A 21,090-nucleotide genomic window follows, 5' to 3' on the forward strand; every position below is an offset into this window, starting at 1 on the left:
CTCACTTGTAGCTCCGCTGCTTCATCTCGATGGCCGAGTAGACCAGGTCTTCCTTGTGCAGGACGGGGATCGAGTCCTCGCCGGCCCACTCCCACGCGGCGACGTACGCGTACTCGTCGTCGTGGCGCAGCGCCTCGCCGTCCTCGGTCTGCGACTCGCCACGGAAGTGGCCGCCGCAGGACTCGCGCCGGTTGAGGGCGTCGATGCACATCAGCTCGCCCAGCTCGAAGAAGTCGGCCACGCGGCCGGCCTTCTCCAGCGACTGGTTGAGCGTCTCGGCGCCACCGAGGACCTTCACGTTGCGGTAGAAGTCGTCCTTGAGCGAGCGGATCAGGTCGATCGCCTTCTTCAGCCCGGTCTCGGTGCGCTCCATGCCGCAGTACTCCCACATGATGTTGCCGAGCTCGCGGTGGTAGGAGTCGACGCTGCGGGTGCCGTTGACGGACAGGAAGTGGTCGATGCGGCCCTTGACCGACTCGCGCGCCTCGACGACGGCCGGGTGGTCCTCGGTGATCTCCTCGAACGGCCCGTCCGCGAGGTAGTCGCGGATGGTGTGCGGGAGGACGAAGTAGCCGTCGGCCAGGCCCTGCATCAGCGCCGAGGCGCCGAGCCGGTTGGCGCCGTGGTCGGAGAAGTTGGCCTCACCGGTGACGAACAGGCCCGGGATCGTGGACTGGAGGTCGTAGTCGACCCACAGGCCGCCCATGACGTAGTGCACGGCGGGGTAGATCCGCATCGGGACCTCGAACGGGTTCTCGCCCGTGATCCGCTCGTACATGTCGAAGAGGTTGTCGTACTTCTCGGTGATGCCCTTCTCGCCCAGCCGCTCGATGGCGGCGGAGAAGTCGAGGTAGACACCACGGCGTACGCCGTCGACCTCCGGGCCCACGCCGCGACCCTCGTCGCAGACGTTCTTGGCCGCACGCGAGGCGATGTCGCGGGGGACCAGGTTGCCGAAGGAGGGGTAGATCCGCTCCAGGTAGTAGTCGCGGTCCTCCTCGGGGATGTCGCGCGGGTCCTTGTCGCAGTCGGCCTGGTTCTTCGGGACCCAGATCCGGCCGTCGTTGCGCAGCGACTCCGACATCAGCGTCAGCTTGGACTGGTGCGAGCCCGAGACCGGGATGCAGGTCGGGTGGATCTGCGTGTAGCAGGGGTTGGCCATGTAGGCGCCCTTGCGGTGCGCGCGCCACGCGGCGGTGACGTTGCAGCCCATCGCGTTGGTCGACAGGTAGAACACGTTGCCGTAGCCACCGGAGGCGAGCACGACGACGTCGGCCACGTGCGTCTGGATCTCGCCCGTCACCATGTCGCGGGCCACGATGCCGCGGGCACGCTTCTGGCCGGAGCTGTCGTCGACGGTGATCAGCTCGAGCATCTCGTGGCGGGTGAAGGTCTCCACCGTGCCGGCAGCGACCTGGCGCTCGAGGGCCTGGTACGCGCCGATGAGCAGCTGCTGGCCCGTCTGGCCGCGGGCGTAGAACGTGCGGGAGACCTGCACGCCGCCGAAGGAGCGGTTGTCGAGCAGGCCGCCGTACTCGCGGGCGAACGGGACGCCCTGCGCGACGCACTGGTCGATGATGTTGGTGCTGACCTCGGCCAGCCGGTAGACGTTGGACTCGCGCGAGCGGTAGTCGCCGCCCTTGACCGTGTCGTAGAAGAGCCGGTGGACGGAGTCGCCGTCCTCCTTGTAGTTCTTCGCGGCGTTGATGCCGCCCTGCGCGGCGATGGAGTGGGCGCGGCGCGGGGAGTCCTGGTAGCAGAAGGACTTCACGTTGTAGCCGGCCTCCCCGAGGGTGGCGGCAGCCGAGGCGCCGGCCAGGCCGGTGCCGACGATGATGATCGACAGCTTGCGGCGGTTGGACGGGTTGACCAGGCGCGCCTCGAACTTGCGGGTCTGCCACCGCTCGGCGATGGGGGCGTCGGGCGCCTTGGTGTCGACCAGCGGCGCTCCGGGGGTGTAGTAGCCCGCGGCGTCGTCGTAGTCGCCGTCGAGCAGCCCGCTGGCCGAGGCCTCGGCCGCGCTGACGGTGTCGGGCATGTCCATGTCGTGGCTCACTGTGCGGTGACCCCTTACTTGGTGATGATGCCGGCCAGGACGGCGAGCGGGACGAGGGAGAAGCCGACCGAGACGATCAGCGCGGTGACGAAGCCGAACGTCTTGGCCCGCTGGCGCTTGGCCGCGGTGCCGGTCCAGCCGAGCGTCTGGGCGGCGCTCCAGATGCCGTGGTGCAGGTGGGCGCCGAGGGCGAGCATCGCGACGAGGTAGATCAGCGTCATCCACCACAGGTCGAAGGTGTCGACCATGAGGAGGTAGGGGTCGTCGGTCGCGCCGCCCTGCGGGTTGACCTTGCCGATGGTGAAGTTGAGCAGGTGCCAGATGAGGAAGACCAGGATGGTCACGCCACCCCAGCGCATCATCAGGCTGGCGCGGGTGGCGCCGGTGTCCTTCTTCACGACGTACTTGGTGGTGCGGGCCCGCGCGGCCCGGCGCCACAGCACGACGGCGCAGTAGACGTGCACCACCAGCGAGAGGATGAGGCCCAGTCGCAGGATCCAGAGCGCGCCCTCGTGCGGCAGCATCGGCTCGCCGAGCTCGCGCAGGTGGTGGGCGTACTCGTTGAACGCGTCCTGACCGGCGAACGCCTTGAGGTTGCCGTACATGTGCGCGAGCACGAAGCCGAGGAAGATGAAGCCGCTGACCGCCATGCCCAGCTTGAGGGCGATCGTCGTGCGGGAGGCCCGCGCGCCCTTCACGAGCCGGGGGGGAGTGAGTTGGGTTGCCACGACGCCCACGGTATCGCGGCGTTCACGCGCAAGACGCGCCGAGTCCGTGTGAGGTTTCACTGGGCGCGTTGTCTTCCGCTCAGGTGTGACACACGCCATAGTCGTGGGCGTCGTCCCGACCGCTCCCGGGCCTCTTGGAGGATGCATGGCATCGACCGACCACGGCGTGACCAGTCCGGGCCGCGCGCACATCGAGGCGCGGACCCTGCGCCAGGACCGCTGGTGGCTGTCCCCGCTCGCGACGTTCGTGGTGTTCTCGGGCTTCGTGGTCTTCGCGACCGTGCGCGCCTTCATGGGCCGCGACTACTACGCCACGCCCTACCTGTCGCCGTTCTACTCGCCCTGCCTGGGCGACTGCGTCGAGGGCGCCTCCGACTTCGGCCAGCCGTTCGCGTGGTGGCCGCTGTCCGCCGCGCTCATCATCCTGATCTTCCCGCTGGGCTTCCGGATGACCTGCTACTACTACCGCAAGGCCTACTACCGGGGGTTCTGGCTGAGCCCGCCGGCCTGCGGCGTGGCCGAGCCCCACCAGGCCTACTCCGGCGAGACGAGGTTCCCGCTCATCCTGCAGAACGTGCACCGCTGGTTCTGGTACGCCGCGGTGCTGGTCGGCCTGGTTCTGACCTTCGACGTGGTGCTCGCCTTCCGCCCGATGCCGGCGGAGTACGCCCTGGGTGACGGCGAGACCTCCGGCATCCACATGGGGCTGGGCACGTTGTTGATGCTCGCCAACGTGGTGCTCATCTGGCTCTACACGCTCTCGTGCCACTCCTGCCGCCACGTCGTCGGTGGCCGGCTGCGCCACTTCTCCAAGCACCCGGTCCGCTACCGGCTCTGGACGTGGGTCTCGCGGCTCAACGAGAGCCACGGGAAGTGGGCGTGGTACTCGCTCTTCTCGGTCGCGGTCGTCGACTTCTACATCTACCTGCTCGCCACCGGCACGATCCAGGACGTGAGGTTCTTTTGATCCCCACGACGTTCTCATCTCCCCCGCTTCGCTCCTCCGCTGACAACGCCGCGGGGACCCCGAAAGGCTCCAGATGATCAACGAGTCCAGACATCCGATGACCGGCAACGAGATGTCTCCCGAGGCACGGGGCGGCATGGAGCGCCACGCGTACGACGTGGTGGTGATCGGTGCCGGCGGTGCCGGGCTGCGCGCCGCGATCGCCGCGCAGGAGGCGGGCGCCCGTACGGCCGTGGTGTGCAAGTCGCTGCTCGGCAAGGCCCACACGGTGATGGCCGAGGGCGGCGCGGCCGCGGCGCTCGGCAACCGGTGGCCCGAGGACAACTGGCAGGTCCACTTCCGCGACACGATGCGCGGCGGCAAGATGCTGAACAACTGGCGCATGGCCCAGCTGCACGCGCAGGAGGCGCCCGAGCGGGTCCTCGAGCTCGAGGACTGGGGCGCACTGTTCGACCGCACGGAGGACGGGCTCATCTCCCAGCGCGACTTCGGCGGGCACAAGTACGCCCGGCTCGCGCACGTCGGCGACCGCACCGGCCTCGAGCTGATCCGTACGCTCCAGCAGCGCACCGTCCAGCTCGGCATCGACGTCTACATGGAGTGCACGGTCACCGAGGTGCTCAAGGAGGGCGGGAGGGTCGCCGGGGCGTTCGGCTACTGGCGCGAGACCGGCCGCTTCATCACCTTCGAGGCGCCGAGCGTGATCCTCGCGACCGGCGGCATCGGCAAGTCCTACAAGGTGACGTCGAACTCCTGGGAGTACACCGGCGACGGGCACGCCCTCGCCCTGCGCGCCGGCGCGAGCCTCATCAACATGGAGTTCGTCCAGTTCCACCCGACCGGCATGGTCTGGCCGCCGTCGGTGAAGGGGCTGCTGGTCACCGAGTCGGTCCGCGGCGACGGCGGCATCCTCCGCAACTCCGAGGGCAAGCGGTTCATGTTCGACTACATCCCCGACTTCTTCAAGGCCGAGACGGCCGACACGGAGGAGGAGGCAGACGCCTGGTACGAGGACAAGAAGAACAACCGCCGTCCGCCCGAGCTGTTGCCCCGCGACGAGGTCGCACGCGCGATCAACTCCGAGATCAAGGCCGGGCGCGGATCACCGCACGGCGGCATCTTCCTCGACATCGCCAGCCGCCGCGACGCCGACTACATCCGCAAGCGGCTGCCGTCGATGTACCACCAGTTCAAGGAGCTGGCCGACGTCGACATCACCGCCGAGCCGATGGAGATCGGCCCGACCTGCCACTACGTGATGGGCGGCGTGGAGGTCGACGCCGACACCCAGCAGTCGGCCGTCACCGGCCTGTACGCCGCGGGCGAGGTCAGCGGCGGGATGCACGGCTCCAACCGGCTCGGCGGCAACTCGCTCTCCGACCTGCTGGTGTTCGGCAAGCGGGCGGGCGAGGCCGCAGCGGCCCACGCCAGCTCCCTCGACCAGCGCGGTGACCGGCCGTCGGTCGACGAGGCGGACGTCAGGGCCGCGCAGGCCGACGCGCTGGCGCCCTTCGAGGTCGAGGGTGGCGAGAACCCCTACACGATCCAGCACGACCTCCAGCAGTCGATGAACGACCTCGTCGGCATCATCCGCACCGCCTCCGAGCTCGAGGCGTCGCTGGCCGAGCTCGAGCGGCTCAAGCAGCGGGCAGCGGGGATGGTCGTCGAGGGACACCGGCAGTACAACCCCGGCTGGCACCTCGCGCTCGACCTCCGCAACATGCTTCTGGTCAGCGAGTGCATCGCCAGGGCCGCGCTGGCCCGGCAGGAGTCCCGCGGCGGCCACACGCGCGACGACTTCCCGGGCCCCGACCCGGAGTGGGGAGCGAAGAACCTGGTGCTCTCGCTCGACGCGACGGGTGCCGGCGTGGACATCGCCGAGAAGCCGCTGCCGACGATGCCCGACGACCTCAAGCAGCTCTTCGACCCGCCGCCGGCTGAGCCGGTCGAAGCCAAGGAGGCTGAGAAGTGAGCTACGACCTGAAGATGCGCGTGTGGCGGGGCGACGCCGACGGCGGCGACCTCACCGACTACACCGTCGAGGTGTCGGAGGGCGAGGTCGTGCTCGACGCCCTCCACCGGCTCCAGGCGACCCAGACGGGCGACCTGGCGATCCGCTGGAACTGCAAGGCCGGCAAGTGCGGCTCGTGCAGCGCGGAGATCAACGGCCGCCCGCGCCTGATGTGCATGACCCGGCTCTCGGACTTCGACCCGGCCGAGACGATCACCGTCACCCCGATGCGGACGTTCCCGGTGATCCGCGACCTGGTCACCGACGTGTCCTTCAACTACGAGAAGGCCAAGGAGCTGCCGTACGCCGAGCTCGGGCCCCGCGACGCCGACGGCAAGCGGCGGATGATGCAGGTCGACGTCGAGCGCGGCCAGGAGTTCCGCAAGTGCATCGAGTGCTACCTGTGCCAGGACGTGTGCCACGTGGTGCGCGACCACGAGGACAACAAGCAGCACTTCGCCGGCCCGCGGTTCTTCATCCGCTACGCCGAGCTCGACATGCACCCGCTCGACACCCACGACCGCCGCCAGCTCGCGCAGGACGCGGCCGGCCTCGGGATGTGCAACATCACCAAGTGCTGCACCGAGGTCTGTCCCGAGGGCATCCACATCACCGACAACGGGATCATCCCGATGAAGGAGCGGGTGGTGGACCGCAAGTACGACCCGCTGGTGTGGCTCGGCAACAAGATCGGCCTCCGCAACAAGGACAACGACGGCCGCACCGAGGTGTGAGGCGGGCTCAGTCCTCGGCCGGCGCGAGGACCCGGGCGCGGATCTCGTGCACCACCAGGACGGCCAGCAGCGCGGAGACGATGCTGAGTCCGCTCGACAACCGTTCCCACGACGCAGCATCGGCCAGTGCGTCGACGTACTCGCCACCTACCGGGGCCGACGCCACGCGACTGTAGAGGGCGCTGACCACGCCCGACATCACGCTGAGCGCGACCCAGGTGCCCCACCACCAGCCCTGGCGGAACGACACCCGGGCGTCGGCGTCGCCGGTCGCGCCCCGCCGCACGTCGGAGACCATCTGGAACGGCCGCCACAGGTTGAGCACCGGGACGAACCAGCCGCCGATCGCCCAACCGGACGTGTGGCGCATCGCCCGGCGGTCCATCCGCGAGCTCCGGTGGACGGTGTAGAGCCACACGACGAACAGCACCCCCGTCACGAGGATCGCGAGCACCTCGAGCGCGGTCCACACCGTGAGCCGGTCGATCCGCTCGCCGTCGGCGACCGAGACGGAGTCGGGCCGCAGCCGCACCTCCTCGACGAAGGCGAGGGTCTCGAGGTCGACCCACAACGTGAAGGACGACGCCGCGACGCAGCCCAGCAGCGCTGCCTGGACGACGAAGGAGAAGCCCGACCACCACCGCGGAAGCGGCGTGTCCCACTGGCTGGCCCCGGTCGTCGGGTGGACGTGCTCGGTCCAGCGCGTGCCGTCCCACCAGCGCAGCCTGGACGCGTCCTGCGGGTCGGCGAACCAACCCTCCCCCTGGGCAGTCATGCCCGCATGATGTCCTACCGCGCGCGCGAGCGGGAGGAGAACGCCGCAGCTCAGGCTCGCCGCCCACCCGGGCGGGCGGTGTGGGCGAGGTACGCCCGGGCGGCGCTCGCCACGGCCGCGTGGTGGTCGGCCCGGTGCAGCGCCCACTTGCGGAGGTGGAAGCCGCCGGCCCTCGCCTGGCTGGTCAGCAGTCCCGCCACCTCGGCCGTCCCGGGCCAGCGGCCCTCCGCGTCGGCGAAGGCACGGCGGTAGCGGCGGAACAGCCGACCGTGGTCGAGCGCGAGGGAGGCGAGCGCGGCCTGCGTCGCGGCGAGGAGCTCGGCGTCGACCACCTCGTCGAGAGGCGGGCCGGCGGTGTCCCGGTGCGGGGGCACGAGGTCCGCGAGGTCGCCGTGCACGGTGAGGCCGCGGCGCTCCAGCGCGGCCGCCAGGTCCTCGCCGTACGACCGTGCCCAGGCGGTGTGCTCGGCAGGCAGCGCGAGCGCCCGGCCGGAGGCCCCGACCAGCCGGGCCCGGATGCCCGCCTCGACCACGAAGCGGTGCTGGTGGGTGTTGAGCCGTCCGGACACCGACTCGTTGAGGCGCCGCACGACCTCGATCTCCGCGGCCCCGAGCGAGGCGTTGCGGCTGGCGGGGGCGTCCCCGGGCCAGTCCCGGGGGAGGCCGGTGGCCTCGCCGAACCGGGACAGCAGGGTCGTGCCGCCGGCGCCGGGCGGCGGCACGGTGACCAGCCGGATCCGCCCCTCGGGCACGGCGGACGCCCAGGCGTCGATGACGCGCAGGACGTCGTGCCGCAACCAGAAGGACATCCCTTCGCTCGGTGGGGCGCCGTCCTGCTCGCGCACGGACCTGATGAAGTCGTGCCAGGTGACGGTCCCGCCGTTGACGACTGTCTGCTGCCACGCCGAGACCACCGTGCGGGCGATGTCGCGCACCCCCACCACCACGAAGACCCGGTGTCCGTCGAGGCGGCGCACCAGCCGCTGCGCCTGCCGTGGGCGGGCGAGGGACAGCTCCTCCTCCGACACCACCACCCGCGCGCCGTCGTACGCCGACACCTCCGCCAGCAGCCGGCGGAGCGCCCCGGCCGCCTGGCCGCGCTCCTCGCCCTGCACGCGCTGGCCGAGCAGGTCGTAGGCTGCCAGCCGCTGCGCGCGGTGGCCCCCTGGGAAGAGCACGCCCGCTGCCGCGAGCTGGTCGGTGCTCGCGTCGAGGGCCGCCTGGATGGTGGTCGTGCCGGTCTTGGCCAGCCCGACGTGCAGGAAGACGTCTGCCATGGGGGCGACCGTAGGCAGCGGCCGACGCCGGCGCATGGGGCTGGCGTCCCGGGCCGAGCGGGATTCTCGGACCGTCCGCGCGGGACGGTGACCTATCCCATAGCCCGCACAGTGTCCGTCAGGTGACGACCGTCCTATCCTGCGCTACATGACCGACCCGGACGGTGTTCTCGAAGGCGGCCTCGACGAGCCCGCGGAGCTGCAGCCCGAGGAGGGCTCGCTCCGGCTCGTCGGTGACGACGACTCCTACGACGCCGCCGCCTGGGAGGCGGCGACCGCGGCGGTGCTGCGCAAGGCACGCCGCCTGGGCGAGGACGCGCCCGACTCGGACGTGTGGGCGGCGCTGAGGCGTACGACGCTGGACGGGATCGACGTCGCGCCGATCGGCCAGCAGTCCGACCTCGACGGGCTCGTCACCAGCGGGCGACCGCAGCGCGCCGGCGCTTGGGACGTGAGGGCGTCGCTGGCCGGCGCCGACGCCGCGGCCGTCAACGAGGCGGCGCTCGTCGACCTCGACAACGGTGCCACCTCGCTCCACCTCGACGTCGAGCCCGGCACGGACCTGGCTGCCGCGCTGGCCGGCGTGCTCCTCGACCTCGCCCCGGTGACGCTGGAGCGGCCGGGCGCGGAGCAGTCGGAGGCGCTGGCGCGGCTGCTCGAGGACACCGCGAACGACCCCCACCCCGGCAACAACCTGTCCGCCGACCCGGCGACCGCGCTGTTGCTCGGCGAAGGGGTCGCCGAGGGCGAGCGCCTCGTCGCGGAGTCCTTCGTCGCGACCGTACGCCGCGCGCAGACCCTCGGCGTGCTCGGTGCCGTGGTCGACGGCACCGCGCTCCACGACCTCGGGGCGAGCGACGCCCAGGAGCTCGGCTGGACCATGGCGGTGGGCGTGCACTACCTGCGCCTGCTCACCGAGGCGGGCCTGCCCGTCGACGAGGCTGCCGCGCTGCTGGAGTTCCGCTACGCCGCCACCGACGAGCAGTTCCCGACGATCGCCAAGCTCCGCGCCGCCCGCCGGCTGTGGGCGCGCGTGCTCGAGGCGAGCGGAGCCGGGGAGGTCCCGCAGCGCCAGCACGTCGTCACCAGCCGCGCGATGATGACCAGGCACGACCCGTGGGTCAACATGCTGCGCGGCACCGTCGCCGCCTTCGCCGCCGGCGTCGGCGGCGCCGACGCGATCACCGTGGTGCCGTTCGACGAGCGGCTCGGGGTGCCCGACGCCCTCGGCCGCCGCATCGCGCGCAACACCTCGTCGCTGCTGATCGAGGAGTCGCACGTCGCCGCGGTCACCGACCCGGCCGGCGGCGCGTACGCCGTGGAGAAGCTCACCGACGACCTCGCCGTCGCCGCGTGGGCCGAGCTCGGTCGCATCGAGTCCGACGGTGGTCTCGGCGAGCGGGCGGTGGCCGGGGTGGAGGAGCGCGTCGCGGCGGTCCGGGCGGCGCGCGACGCCGGCATCGCCGACCGCTCCCGCCCGCTGACCGGCATCTCGGAGTTCCCGAACCTCGACGAGGTGCTGCCCGAGCGGGCACCGTGGGGCCGTCGCGGCGTGCGCTACGCCGCGCCCTACGAGGACATGCGCGCCGAGCCCGCGGAGCGGCCGGTCTTCCTCGCCACGATGGGTTCCGTCGCGGCGCACACCGCACGGGCGACCTTCGCGACCAACCTCCTCGCGGCGGGAGGCGTCGCCGTCGAGGCGGCCGGTGCGACCGCCGGCGTCGACGACGTGACGGCGGCCTATGACGGACAGCCGGTGGTGTGCCTCGCGGGCACCGACGCGGCGTACGCCGAGTGGGGCGCCGACCTCGTCGCCGCGCTGCGGGCCGCCGGGGCGACCCACGTCGTGCTGGCGGGCAAGCCGGGGGAGCGGACCGTCACGGACGTCGACGACTCGTGTGCCATGGGGGTCGATGCGCTCGGCTTCCTCGGCCGGATCAGGCAGGAGCTGGCACGATGAGCATCCCGAAGAACTTCGCCGAGGTGGGTCTCGACACGCCCGCTCGTCCCTCGCGGGCTACTCGACCGCCGAGTGAGGGCGGCGGGGAGCCGTGGGCGAGCCCGGAGGGCATCGACGTCCTGCCGGTCTATGGCCCCGAGCACCTCGAGGGCCTCGACGGCCTCGACACGTGGCCGGGTCTCGCGCCGTTCCTGCGCGGGCCCTACCCGACGATGTACACCACCCAGCCGTGGACGATCCGCCAGTACGCCGGCTTCTCGACCGCGGAGGAGTCCAACGCGTTCTACCGGCGCAACCTCGCGGCCGGCCAGAAGGGCCTGAGCGTCGCCTTCGACCTCGCGACCCACCGCGGCTACGACTCCGACCACGCGCGCGTGCGCGGCGACGTCGGCATGGCCGGCGTGGCGATCGACTCGATCTACGACACCCGCACCCTCTTCGACGGCATCCCGCTCGACGAGATGTCGGTGTCGATGACGATGAACGGCGCGGTGCTGCCGGTGCTCGCGCTCTACATCGCGGCGGCCGAGGAGCAGGGGGTGAAGCCGGAGCAGCTGGCGGGGACCATCCAGAACGACATCCTCAAGGAGTTCATGGTCCGCAACACCTACATCTACCCGCCCGCGCCGAGCATGCGCATCATCAGCGACATCTTCGCCTACACCTCGCAGAAGATGCCCCGCTTCAACTCGATCTCGATCTCCGGCTACCACATCCAGGAGGCCGGAGCGACGGCCGACCTCGAGCTGGCGTACACGCTGGCCGACGGCGTCGAGTACATCCGCGCCGGCCTCGGGACCGGCATGACGATCGACCAGTTCGCGCCGCGGCTCAGCTTCTTCTGGGCCATCGGGATGAACTTCTTCATGGAGGTCGCCAAGATGCGCGCGGCCCGGGCGCTGTGGGCGCGGCTGGTCGACGACTTCGACCCGCAGAACCCCAAGTCGCGCTCGCTGCGCACGCACAGCCAGACCTCGGGCTGGTCGCTGACCGCGCAGGACGTCTTCAACAACGTGGGACGCACCTGCATCGAGGCGATGGCCGCGACGCAGGGCCACACCCAGTCGCTGCACACCAACGCCCTCGACGAGGCGATCGCGCTGCCGACGGACTTCTCCGCGCGCATCGCCCGCAACACCCAGCTGCTGCTGCAGCAGGAGTCGGGCACCACACAGGTCATCGACCCGTGGGCCGGCTCCTACTACGTCGAGAAGCTCACCCACGACCTCGCCGAGCGCGCCTGGGCGCACATCCAGGAGGCCGAGCGGGCCGGCGGCATGGCCGCCGCGATCGAGCAGGGCATCCCCAAGATGCGCATCGAGGAGGCGGCCGCGCGCACCCAGGCGCGGATCGACTCTGGCGCGCAGAAGGTCATCGGCGTCAACACCTACCGCCTCGCCGCGGAGGACCGGCTCGACGTGCTCCGCGTCGACAACGACGACGTCTACCGCCAGCAGGTCGCCAAGCTCGAGCGGCTGCGCGCCGAGCGCGACGACGACGCCGTACGCCGGGCGCTGGACGCGCTGACCGCGTCGGCCGAGCGCGGTCCGGCCGGCGGCGGCTCCCTCGACGGCAACCTCCTCGCGCTGGCCGTCGACGCGGCCCGCGCCAAGGCCACGGTCGGGGAGATCTCCGACGCGCTGGAGAAGGTCTACGGCCGTCACCAGGCGGTGATCCGTACGATCAGCGGGGTGTACCGCGACGAGGCAGGCACCGCCGAGGGCACCAAGGTCGCCGAGGTGCTGAAGGCGACCGAGGAGTTCGAGGCCGAGGAGGGCCGGCGCCCGCGCATCCTGGTGGCCAAGATGGGCCAGGACGGTCACGACCGCGGACAGAAGGTCGTGGTGACGGCGTTCGCCGACCTCGGCTTCGACGTCGACGTGGGGCCGCTGTTCTCGACGCCGGAGGAGGTCGCCCAGCAGGCGGTCGACGCCGACGTGCACATCGTCGGGGTGTCGTCGCTCGCCGCCGGCCACCTGACGCTGCTGCCTGCGCTCAAGCAGGCGCTGGCCGACCAGGGCCGCCCCGACATCATGGTCGTCATCGGCGGGGTGATCCCGCCCGACGACGTCGAGACGCTGCACGAGATGGGCGCCGCGGCGGTGTTCCTGCCCGGCACCGTGATCGCGGAGTCGGCGCTCGACCTGCTGGCGCGGCTGCGGGACGAGCACGCCTCCTGATGGCCCGCCCGGTCGACGTCGCCGCGCTGGTCGAGGGAGTCCGTGCGGGGCAGCGTGCGGCGGTCTCGCGCGCCATCACGCTGGTCGAGTCGTCGCGGCCCGAGCACCGGGCGGCGGCGCGTGAGCTCCTCACCGAGCTCGCGTCGACGGAGCGCCCTGCGGCCACGCGCGTTGGCATCTCCGGGGTCCCCGGCGTCGGCAAGTCGACCTTCATCGAGGCGCTCGGCACCCGGCTGACGGAGGCCGGCCACCGCGTCGGGGTGCTGGCCGTCGACCCGTCGTCGGTGCGTACGGGCGGCTCCGTGCTCGGAGACAAGACCCGGATGGCCGCACTGTCCGTCGATCCCTGCGCCTTCATCCGGCCCTCCCCGTCGGCGGGCACGCTCGGCGGCGTCGCCCGCGCGACCACGCAGGCGATGCTGGTGCTCGAGGCCGCCGGTTATGACGTGGTGCTGGTCGAGACGGTCGGCGTGGGGCAGTCCGAGGTCACCGTCGCCGGGATGGTCGACACCTTCCTCTTCCTCACCCTCGCCCGCACCGGCGACCAGCTCCAGGGCATCAAGAAGGGCATCCTCGAGATCGCCGACGTGGTCGCGGTCAACAAGGCCGATGGCGACCACGAGGCCGACGCCCGCGTCGCCGCCCGCGAGCTGGCCGGCGCCCTGCGGATGGTGCGCGGCCACGCGGAGTGGGCACCTCCCGTCGTCACGTGCTCGGCCCTCACCGGCGCGGGCGTCGACGACGTCTGGCAACGGGTCGGCGCCCACCGCGAGCACCTCGGCAAGGACGGTCTCGCGCACAAGCGGGCCGGGCAGCAGCTCGACTTCACCTGGGCGCTGGTGCGCGACGAGCTCGACCAGCGGCTGAAGTCCTCACCGGGAGTCGCCGCGGTGCGCGACGACGTACGCCGCGCCGTGCTGTCGGGCGAGCTGCCCGCGCCCCTGGCCGCGGACCGGCTCCTCGCCGCCTACGACGGGGATGCCACCTAGACTGGGTCGGTCATGCCATCCACGCCCCCCGCCACCCCCGCCACCCCCGTCATCGCCGAGACCGTCGACAAGTACGCCGAGGACCTCGTCGCCCTGCGCCGCGACCTCCACGCCCACCCCGAGCTGAGCTGGGCCGAGGAGCGCACCTCCGCGGCGGTGGTGTCCGCCCTCGACGGAGCGGGCTGGACCGTGACGCGGCCGGAGGGCGGGGGAGTGCTCGCCGAGATCGGCCATGTCGGGCGGCTCGTGGCGCTGCGCGCGGACCTCGACGCGCTGCCGATCGACGACCTCATCTCCGACCCGTGGAAGAGCACCAACCCCGGTGTCGCCCACGCCTGCGGCCACGACGTGCACACCGCCGGTCTGGTCGGTGCCGGGCTCGCGCTGGCCGAGGTCGCCGCCCGCGGCCTGCTGCCGGGTCGCGTGCGCCTGCTGTTCCAGCCGGCCGAAGAGGTCATGCCCGGTGGGGCGCTGCACCTGATCTCGGCGGGGGCGCTGGAGGGTGTCTCGCACGTCTTCGGCCTGCACTGCGACCCGAGCCTCGACGTGGGCCGCGTCGGCCTGCGCGAGGGACCGCTGACCGGCGCCGCCGACGCGCTGACCGTACGCCTCATCGGCAAGGGGGGGCACACCTCGCGGCCGCACCTCACCGAGGACCTCACCTTCGCCCTGGGCAAGGTCATCACCGAGCTCCCCGCGATCCTCAGTCGCCGCCTCGACCCCCGCGCGGGCGTCAGCGTGGTGTGGGGCATGGTGCGCGCGGGCTCGGCGCACAACGTGATCCCGCACGGCGGGGTCGTCGCCGGCACCGTCCGGATGCTCGACGCGGTTGCGTGGGCCGACGCCGAGCACCTGATCCGTCAGCTGATCACCTCGATCGTGGCGCCCTACAGCGTGACCGCCGAGGTGACCTACCAGCGCGGCGTGCCGCCCGTGGTCAACCACGAGGAGTCGACCCGCCTGCTCGGCATCGGGGTCGAGAACGTCCTCGGCCAGCACGGCCACGTGACCACCACGCAGAGCCTCGGCGGCGAGGACTTCGGGTGGTACCTCGACTCGGTGCCCGGCGCGATGGCGCGACTCGGCACGCGCACCCCCGGCGGGCCGACGTACGACCTCCACCAGGGCAACCTGCGCGTCGACGAGGGCGCCACCACCATCGCCGCCCGGGTGCTCGCCGAGGCCGCGGTGACCGCGCTCAGCGCCTGACGGGCTCGGCCCGGATCAGACTCCCAGCGAGCGCAGCGTCGACATGGTGTCGGCGAGGCTCTGCTCCAGGGTGATCTCGGGACGCCACCCCAGCTCGCGTGCCGCTCGGTCGTTGGACACCGCCCACCACAGGCCCTTCACCGAGCCCACGAACTCGTCGTTGACCATCCGCTTGGTGCCGAGGAGGCGGGCGTTGACCGCGTCGAAGAACGGTCCGGCCGACATCGCTGCGGCCGGCAGCGTCATCCACGAGCGGGGGACGCGGGAGTCGATCCCCCGCATGATCCGCACCAGGTCGGCCAGCGTCGGGCTGACGTCGTTGATGACCGCGAACCGACCGGTCACCTCGCCCTCGGCCGCGAGCACGTGGGCCCGTACGACGTCGCGGACGTCGACCGCCGGGAAGTTCGTGGGCGGCACGCCGGTGCGGTAGGCCCCGCGCATGATGTTCTCGACGAGGTCGGTGCTCGGGGTGCCGCGGACGAACCCCGGCCCCAGGATGCCCCCCGGCAGGATCGCCACCATCGTGACGCCGAGGTCCTCGGCGAGCGCCCAGGCGGCCTGCTCGGCCTCGGTCTTGGCGCGGAAGTAGGGCACGCGCAGGTCGGTGCGCCAGCTCGACTCGTCGACCTTCGCCTCCGGCGTCCTCGCGAACGGCAGGGTCACCGTCGAGGACGTCAGCACCAGACGGCGTACGCCCTGCGCGGCAGCCGCGCGGACCGCGTTGGTGGCGCCCTCCATCGAGTCGCGCACCATCTGGGCGTCCGCCTCGGGGCCCGGCGTCCAGTACCGGTAGGTCGCGGCGACGTGGAACAGGACCTCCACCCCCGCGACAGCGTCGCGGAAGCGGTCTCCGTCGGTCACGTCGAGGGAGACGATGTCTCTCACCCCGGCCGCCCGCAACCGGCCGGTCTTCTCCGGGTCGTCGGCGTCGCGGACGCTCGCGAGCACGTCGTAGCCACGCTCGTGCAGGTCGGTGGCGAGGTTGTGGCCCAGGTGTCCGTTGGCCCCGGTGACCATCACGCGTGTGCCCATGTCGGCTCCTCACGGGGTGTCCCGAGCGTAGGCCTCTCCGGGCCTCGGAGCACGGTGGCATAGACCGGCAACCGGGCCTGCTCAGTGGCCGAGCGGGACCCCGAAGGTGAAGGTGCTGCCCTCGCCGAGCGTCGACTCGACCGTGAGCCGGCCACCCATCAGGTCGACGAGCTTGCGGCAGATCGCGAGCCCGAGGCCGACGCCCTTGCGGTCGCCCGCGGTCAGCGGATCGGCCTGGACGAACGGCTGGTAGAGGTCGTGCACGTGGCACGCGGCGATGCCGATGCCGGTGTCGCGGACCTCGACCTCGACCCACGTCGCCGCACCGCACGGGCGGCTGCTGACGCGTACGTCGATGGTGCCGCGCTCGGTGAAGGTGAGGGCGTTCTGGACGAGGTTGGTGATGATCTGGTTGATGCGCCGGGTGTCGCCGACGGCCGTCGCGGGGACGGCGTCGTCGACGGCGAAGGTGATCGCGAGGCCGCGGCTGTCGGCCTGGCACGACGCCCAGGACTCGACGTCCTCGATGACGGCGCGTAGGTCGACCGCGCCGTCGCGCAGCACGGTCTGGTGCGCCTCCAGGCCGGAGAACTCGAGGACGTCCTCCACCACGTGCATGAGGCGCTCGCCGGAGCGGTGCACGATCCGTGCGAAGTGCTGCGGCTCGGGCGCGAGGTCGGAGTCCATCAGGAGCTCGGACGCGCCGACGATCGCGGCCAGGGGAGTGCGGACCTCGTGGCTGACGGTGGCGAGGAACAGCGTCTTGGCGGCGTTGGCGGCCTCGAGCTCGCGCAGCACCCGGTTGGCCTCGGTGACGTCCTCCGAGACCCCGTGCACGCCGACGACCTCGCCGCCGACGATGACCGGGATCGCGGTGCAGCGGATCTCGGTGATCTCGCCCTCGGTGCTCACGACGCGGGCGTCCATGACCTGGGGCTCGCCCGCCATGGCGGCCTCGAAGCCGGTCTGGATGACGTGGAGGTCGTCGGGGTGGACGACTTGGGCGAAGTGGGCGTTCCGCATCTCCTCGAGGGTCAGGCCAGCCATCTCCAGCGCGCGGTCGTTGGCGTCGGTGAAGAAGCCGCGGTCGTCGACGCTGTAGGCCGCGTGAGGGTGGTGGGTGAACATCGAGGCGTACCGCTCGGTGCCCTGCGCGAGGGCGCCCTCGCCGAGGGTCGCGGGCGTCGACGGGGAGCGATCAGGCTCGCCGAGTGCCATCTGGGGACCTCCGAGATCTCCGAGTGTCTTGCAGGGCACCGTACCCGGCCACGGAGTCCTCACACGTATTGTGGTGTGGTGGAACTGTGTTCGAAAAGAGTTTTCCGAGGGTCATTTCCACGCTCAGATCGAAGGAACCGGTGTCGTGGGCTCTGGTGGAATGTGATCATGACGACGCAGCTGGTGGGGCCGGAGGGCCCCGTGCTCGAGAGAGATCTCGAGCAGCCCGACGCGCCGTCCATCGCCCTGCTCGCGCGGAGTCGGTGTCCGTGACGTGTGAGGCGTACCCCACAGCTCGTCACGGCATGCGCCGCGCGGAACGGGGTACAGGCGTGCAACTGCACGTCACCGTGCATGGGGCTCAAGACCATGGGCACGCCAGCTTCAGTCACCACGGAGACATCCATGTCGACCACCAACGCCACCCCGCCACGCACGAGCGACCGACGCGTCAGCGCTGAGACCAACCGGTGACTCCGGTGTACGTCCGCTCGATCGGTCAAGTCCTGGGCATGCTCAGCGCGGCCGTGGTCCACGCGGCCACCACGCTGCTCCCGACAGGCCGCAGGACTCAGCACTGAGGGCATGCGTGCCTCGACGAATCCCGGAGCGACAGACCCGAAGGAGTCTCTGATGTTCCTCTTCTTTAGCAACCGACTCGGCTGTGCCGGCTCGCTGCTCGTCTCGCTGGCCATCACAGCGCTCTTGCTGCTGATCTTCGTCTTCTAGCTGTACTGATCGGTGCACGCCCGTCGCGGTCCGAAGCTACTGAAGCGCTTCGCAGGCTGACTGGATGGCGGGAACCAGAACGCGATAGCCGGTCCCGTTGAGATGGACTCCGTCCTCTGCGAAGGCCTTCGCTCCCAAGGGTTCGAGCATGAGGTCTGTGCGCACGACGTGGCCGCCGACGTCTTCGCACACCTCGATCGCGGCCAGCCGATAGGCGTTGATCACCCCGTTCGTGCGATCACGTGTTCCCGTCACACGTCCCTCGACCACTCCCGGTGGAGCGACGAACACCCAGCCGCGCGGCGAGTGGGATGCCACGAACATCGACAGCGCCTGCACGAACTCGGTCACGGGGACCTTCTTCCACGGAGCAGCATCATTCGTGCCCACCGACAGGACCACGAGGTCGGAGTCGTGCAGACCAACCGCGTCCGCCTGCCTCAGCAGGTCGCGCGAGGAGGCGCCACCCTCGGCCGCATTGCGGACGTCGCCAGGGAATCTCTGGAGCTCCCGACGCAGCCTGGCCAGGTGGCTGTCCCCCATGAACACCGTGCGCACGGAGCCACCGTAGAAGAAGGCCCCACGCCATCACCGGACACGTCCGCTGTCGCCGCGACAGCGCGATCTTCCGATGAGCGGGCGGGTCAGGGTGGTTGGCCGACTCCCGGACCTGCGCATCGTGTGGCTTTCGCGTGGCCCCAGAAGTAGCCTCGAGTGTCTCGTCGACGAAGGGAGTCGACCATGGCCGAAAGCACCGAGACCGCCATCCTCGCTGGAGGCTGCGCCTGGATCATGCAGTCACTCCTCTCCCAACCCGCGGGAGTGCTTTCCACTCGACACGGATGGATGGGCGGCGAGGGCGACAACCCGACCGAAGAAGACCCCCGCGGCCACGCGGAAGTCGTGAAAGTGGTGTTCGACCCCGAGCGTCTCTCGTATCGGGGACTCCTGGAGGTCTTCTTTCAGGTTCACCGAGCCGACCTCGACGAAGACGTGGTCGGGTCCATCTACCGCTCCGAGATCTTCTACACCAGCGAGGAGCAGCGCCGGGTGGCCGAGGGGATGATCCGTGACGTCGACGCGTCCGGGCACTGGCTCGGCAAGACGGTGACCAGGATCAGCCAAGAGGGAGTGTTCTGGGAGAGCGGGCCCGACGACCAGGACTACCTGCAACGTTACCCAAACGTCTCTAGTCTCCCGTTCCCTTGCCAGGACGACGCGTCCGAGAACCTCTCCTCGTCCACCTAGAGGCGAGGCGTAGCTCGTGCGAATTCGCCCTTGGGATCGCGTGACGTGTCGCGCGCCTCACTGGCGTCTCACTGATCGTTGGAGGGGGTGCCGGGCAGGGGATAGCAGTGCTCAGGCGAACAGGGAGGGATAGAAGGGAATGCGATGAGCGCGTCACGATCGTTCGCACCCCGCACTCGGATCGGCTGGGTCGCGGTCGCCCTAGGCTTCGGGGTCATCGTCGTTCTGCTACCGCTGTATCTCGTTTCGACCGCCAGTACTGACGGCGGTTCGGAGGCGGGGTCCCGGTGGTTCGGCGTCGCATTGCACCTGATCGTCCTGGCCGTAGCGGTACCTGCAGTCATCCTCGGCTTCCACTCACGCCGGACCGATCCCTCGCGGCTGGGCACCATCGCGCTGGTCATTGCCGGTTTCCTTGGTGCATGGTTTGCGTTCACCGGCGTGGTCGGCCTGTTTGTCTGACACGGCGTCACGGACACCGCACAGCTGAGCCGAAGCGGGTGGCTCGGGCTCAGGGCAGGGGCACTCCGGTGGACCCAGAGTCCACGGCGCTGATCTGCTGGTTCTGCTGCGGTCACCCGCTCACGTGTCTAAGGTCTGTCTCGAACGGCCGCTGGTGACCCGAGACTCCAGCGGCCGTTCGTCACGCTTCGGGAGCGCACAACGGGGGAGTCGGCATGGCGAAGTCGGGTGGATCAGTCTGCACCGGGGCGACGACGCGCCTGGTCTACGTCCTCAGGCGGCTCTGACGCGCGACGCGCCACCTCAGGCAGTGATCGCCGCGGCCGCTCCGCCTGCGATGAGCTGGTCCCGGAGCGCCACCAGCTGGCTCACCTCGGCGAGGAAGCGGACGGTGCTGTCACCGACGTGCAGGTCGTCGAAGTAGTGGTGCCGCATCGCGACGCGCGCCAGGTGGTGCTCGTCGTGCGCGAGCCGGTCGGCCAGGAGCGAGGTCAGGTGCTCGACGCTGGTGGGGTCGACGATGTCGGCGCACCGGCTGATCGGGGCCTGGTGGTGCAGCGCCTCGACGTCGCCGTGGGGGTCGGTGAGGAAGATCGGCTTGTCGGTGTGGAGGTAGAGCCAGTCCAGGCCGACCGAGGACACGTCGGTGACCATGGCGTCGCACCCGGGCATCACCGCCAGGATGTCGCCGGTCAGGACCTGCGTGTGCCCGGCCTCGGGGTCGAGCCGGGCGGCGTCGTCGATGAGTCCCATGATGAGCAGGTGCGCCTCGGCGATCGCCGGGGTGAGGCTCGTGGTGACCTTGGGGTGCGGCTTGTAGACCAGCCGGACGTCGGGGACCTCGAGGATCGCCCGGACGATCTGCGCCCCGAGCACCTCGACCGAGGTGTAGTCGTTGTACTCCGCGTCGCCCTCCCACGTCGGGGCGTACATCACCGTGCGCCGCGGGCTCGGCTCGAGCAGGGGCGTACGGGGGAGGTCGAGCTGGGGCCGGCCGATCCGGACGAGCCGTGACGCGTCGAAGTCGAGCAGTCCGGTGACGTACCTCTCGACGGCGGCGCCACCCGCGACGAAGACCCGGTCGTAGGCCTTGGCGTTGTTGCTCGCCATCGACTGCTTGTCGCTCTCGCCGTGGTTGACGTGCACGTGCAGCATGCGGCTGTCGACGAGCGACTCGAAGTTGAGCACCGAGTTGTTGCAGTAGAGCACGACCTTGGCGTCGAGCCCGGCGTAGAGCTCGGTGAGCTCGGGGAAGGACGGCGCCGTGAGGACGGTGAGGTCCGTACGCGAGCCGATCAGCTCGGCGGAGTCGGGGTCGCGCAGCACCAAGCCGACCGGGTGGACCCGGTCGAGGATCTCGAGGACCTCCAGCCACTGGGCGAGCTGGTAGGTCCTCGTCGGGTCGCCGGCGAAGTAGGCGATCACGGACACGTCGTTCACGACCAGATTCTACTCGCAGGGCACCCACGCAGGACCTGTTCGGGGCAAGCAGAAGGGCCCGGCGCATCGCGC

17 protein-coding genes are annotated in these 21,090 nt (G+C 70.8%); 9 read left to right on the forward strand and 8 right to left on the reverse strand.

All coding sequences use genetic code 11. The features are described 5' to 3' along the window. Position 1: 1 nt before the first annotated feature. Positions 2-2,038 (reverse strand): fumarate reductase/succinate dehydrogenase flavoprotein subunit, encoded by a 2,037-nt coding sequence (locus tag AC57BS_RS15760; protein ID WP_496412754.1) that lies wholly within the window; start codon positions 2,036-2,038, stop codon positions 2-4. Between the two features lie 32 nt (positions 2,039-2,070). Next, positions 2,071-2,784: a succinate dehydrogenase cytochrome b subunit gene (locus tag AC57BS_RS15765; protein ID WP_496412379.1), complete on the reverse strand. Its 714-nt coding sequence runs from the start codon at positions 2,782-2,784 to the stop codon at positions 2,071-2,073. A 145-nt stretch (positions 2,785-2,929) separates the two neighbouring features. On the opposite strand from AC57BS_RS15765, the gene sdhC reads away from it, so the two are divergent. The 3 genes from sdhC to AC57BS_RS15780 all read left to right on the forward strand — a co-directional run bounded on the left by sdhC (position 2,930) and on the right by AC57BS_RS15780 (position 6,496). After that, positions 2,930-3,751, forward strand: coding sequence for a succinate dehydrogenase subunit SdhC (sdhC, locus tag AC57BS_RS15770; protein ID WP_496412380.1), 822 nt, complete (start codon positions 2,930-2,932; stop codon positions 3,749-3,751). A gap of 73 nt (positions 3,752-3,824) precedes the next feature. Beyond that, positions 3,825-5,723 carry a fumarate reductase/succinate dehydrogenase flavoprotein subunit gene (locus AC57BS_RS15775; protein ID WP_496412381.1) on the forward strand — a complete coding sequence of 633 codons (1,899 nt, stop codon included), beginning with the start codon at positions 3,825-3,827 and terminating at the stop codon, positions 5,721-5,723. Continuing rightward, positions 5,720-6,496, forward strand: coding sequence for a succinate dehydrogenase/fumarate reductase iron-sulfur subunit (locus tag AC57BS_RS15780; protein WP_496412382.1), 777 nt, complete (start codon positions 5,720-5,722; stop codon positions 6,494-6,496). Before AC57BS_RS15775 ends, AC57BS_RS15780 begins: the two co-directional genes overlap by 4 nt. Before the next feature lie 7 nt (positions 6,497-6,503). On the opposite strand, the gene AC57BS_RS15785 is transcribed toward AC57BS_RS15780, so the two are convergent. Together AC57BS_RS15785 and AC57BS_RS15790 are read right to left on the reverse strand one after the other, a co-directional pair. Continuing rightward, positions 6,504-7,271: a DUF4328 domain-containing protein gene (locus tag AC57BS_RS15785; RefSeq protein WP_496412383.1), complete on the reverse strand. Its 768-nt coding sequence runs from the start codon at positions 7,269-7,271 to the stop codon at positions 6,504-6,506. A 50-nt stretch (positions 7,272-7,321) separates the two neighbouring features. Next, positions 7,322-8,548, reverse strand: coding sequence for a hypothetical protein (locus AC57BS_RS15790; protein ID WP_496412384.1), 1,227 nt, complete (start codon positions 8,546-8,548; stop codon positions 7,322-7,324). A gap of 148 nt (positions 8,549-8,696) precedes the next feature. Between AC57BS_RS15790 and AC57BS_RS15795 the strand changes: the two genes are divergently transcribed. From AC57BS_RS15795 to AC57BS_RS15810, 4 genes are read left to right on the forward strand one after another with little or no spacing between them, the layout of a single operon-like run. Beyond that, the gene (locus tag AC57BS_RS15795; protein ID WP_496412385.1) at positions 8,697-10,508 is read left to right on the forward strand and encodes a methylmalonyl-CoA mutase family protein; all 1,812 of its coding nucleotides are present in this window, start codon (positions 8,697-8,699) and stop codon (positions 10,506-10,508) included. Beyond that, positions 10,505-12,688: a methylmalonyl-CoA mutase gene (gene scpA / locus AC57BS_RS15800; RefSeq protein WP_496412386.1), complete on the forward strand. Its 2,184-nt coding sequence runs from the start codon at positions 10,505-10,507 to the stop codon at positions 12,686-12,688. Before AC57BS_RS15795 ends, scpA begins: the two co-directional genes overlap by 4 nt. Beyond that, positions 12,688-13,677, forward strand: a complete 990-nt coding sequence (gene meaB, locus AC57BS_RS15805; RefSeq protein WP_496412387.1) for a methylmalonyl Co-A mutase-associated GTPase MeaB — start codon at positions 12,688-12,690, stop codon at positions 13,675-13,677. Before scpA ends, meaB begins: the two co-directional genes overlap by 1 nt. A 12-nt stretch (positions 13,678-13,689) precedes the next feature. Then, a complete protein-coding gene (locus AC57BS_RS15810; RefSeq protein WP_496412388.1) occupies positions 13,690-14,886 on the forward strand; it encodes an amidohydrolase in 1,197 nt (398 codons plus the stop codon). Between the two features lie 15 nt (positions 14,887-14,901). On the opposite strand, the gene AC57BS_RS15815 is transcribed toward AC57BS_RS15810, so the two are convergent. The 3 genes from AC57BS_RS15815 to AC57BS_RS15825 all read right to left on the reverse strand — a co-directional run bounded on the left by AC57BS_RS15815 (position 14,902) and on the right by AC57BS_RS15825 (position 18,426). Beyond that, a complete protein-coding gene (locus AC57BS_RS15815; protein ID WP_496412389.1) occupies positions 14,902-15,921 on the reverse strand; it encodes an NAD-dependent epimerase/dehydratase family protein in 1,020 nt (339 codons plus the stop codon). A gap of 81 nt (positions 15,922-16,002) precedes the next feature. Beyond that, on the reverse strand, positions 16,003-17,139 hold the full coding sequence (locus AC57BS_RS15820) for a sensor histidine kinase (protein WP_496412390.1): 1,137 nt from the start codon (positions 17,137-17,139) through the stop codon (positions 16,003-16,005). Positions 17,140-17,904: 765 nt separating this feature from the next. Next, positions 17,905-18,426 carry an SGNH/GDSL hydrolase family protein gene (locus AC57BS_RS15825; protein WP_496412391.1) on the reverse strand — a complete coding sequence of 174 codons (522 nt, stop codon included), beginning with the start codon at positions 18,424-18,426 and terminating at the stop codon, positions 17,905-17,907. A 183-nt stretch (positions 18,427-18,609) separates the two neighbouring features. Here AC57BS_RS15825 and AC57BS_RS15830 point away from each other — a divergent pair, with 183 nt between their 5' ends. Further along, complete coding sequence (locus tag AC57BS_RS15830) at positions 18,610-19,116, forward strand: peptide-methionine (S)-S-oxide reductase MsrA (RefSeq protein WP_496412392.1); 507 nt, start codon at positions 18,610-18,612, stop codon at positions 19,114-19,116. Between the two features lie 144 nt (positions 19,117-19,260). Next, the gene (locus AC57BS_RS15835) at positions 19,261-19,578 is read left to right on the forward strand and encodes a hypothetical protein (RefSeq protein ID WP_496412393.1); all 318 of its coding nucleotides are present in this window, start codon (positions 19,261-19,263) and stop codon (positions 19,576-19,578) included. 303 nt (positions 19,579-19,881) lie between these two features. Here AC57BS_RS15835 and AC57BS_RS15840 read toward each other — a convergent pair whose 3' ends face one another. Next, positions 19,882-21,018 carry a CDP-glycerol glycerophosphotransferase family protein gene (locus tag AC57BS_RS15840; protein ID WP_496412394.1) on the reverse strand — a complete coding sequence of 379 codons (1,137 nt, stop codon included), beginning with the start codon at positions 21,016-21,018 and terminating at the stop codon, positions 19,882-19,884. Positions 21,019-21,090: the final 72 nt, after the last annotated feature.

The sequence above is a fragment of the Nocardioides sp. BGA-UO-ETr-FS32 genome, assembly GCF_059567905.1.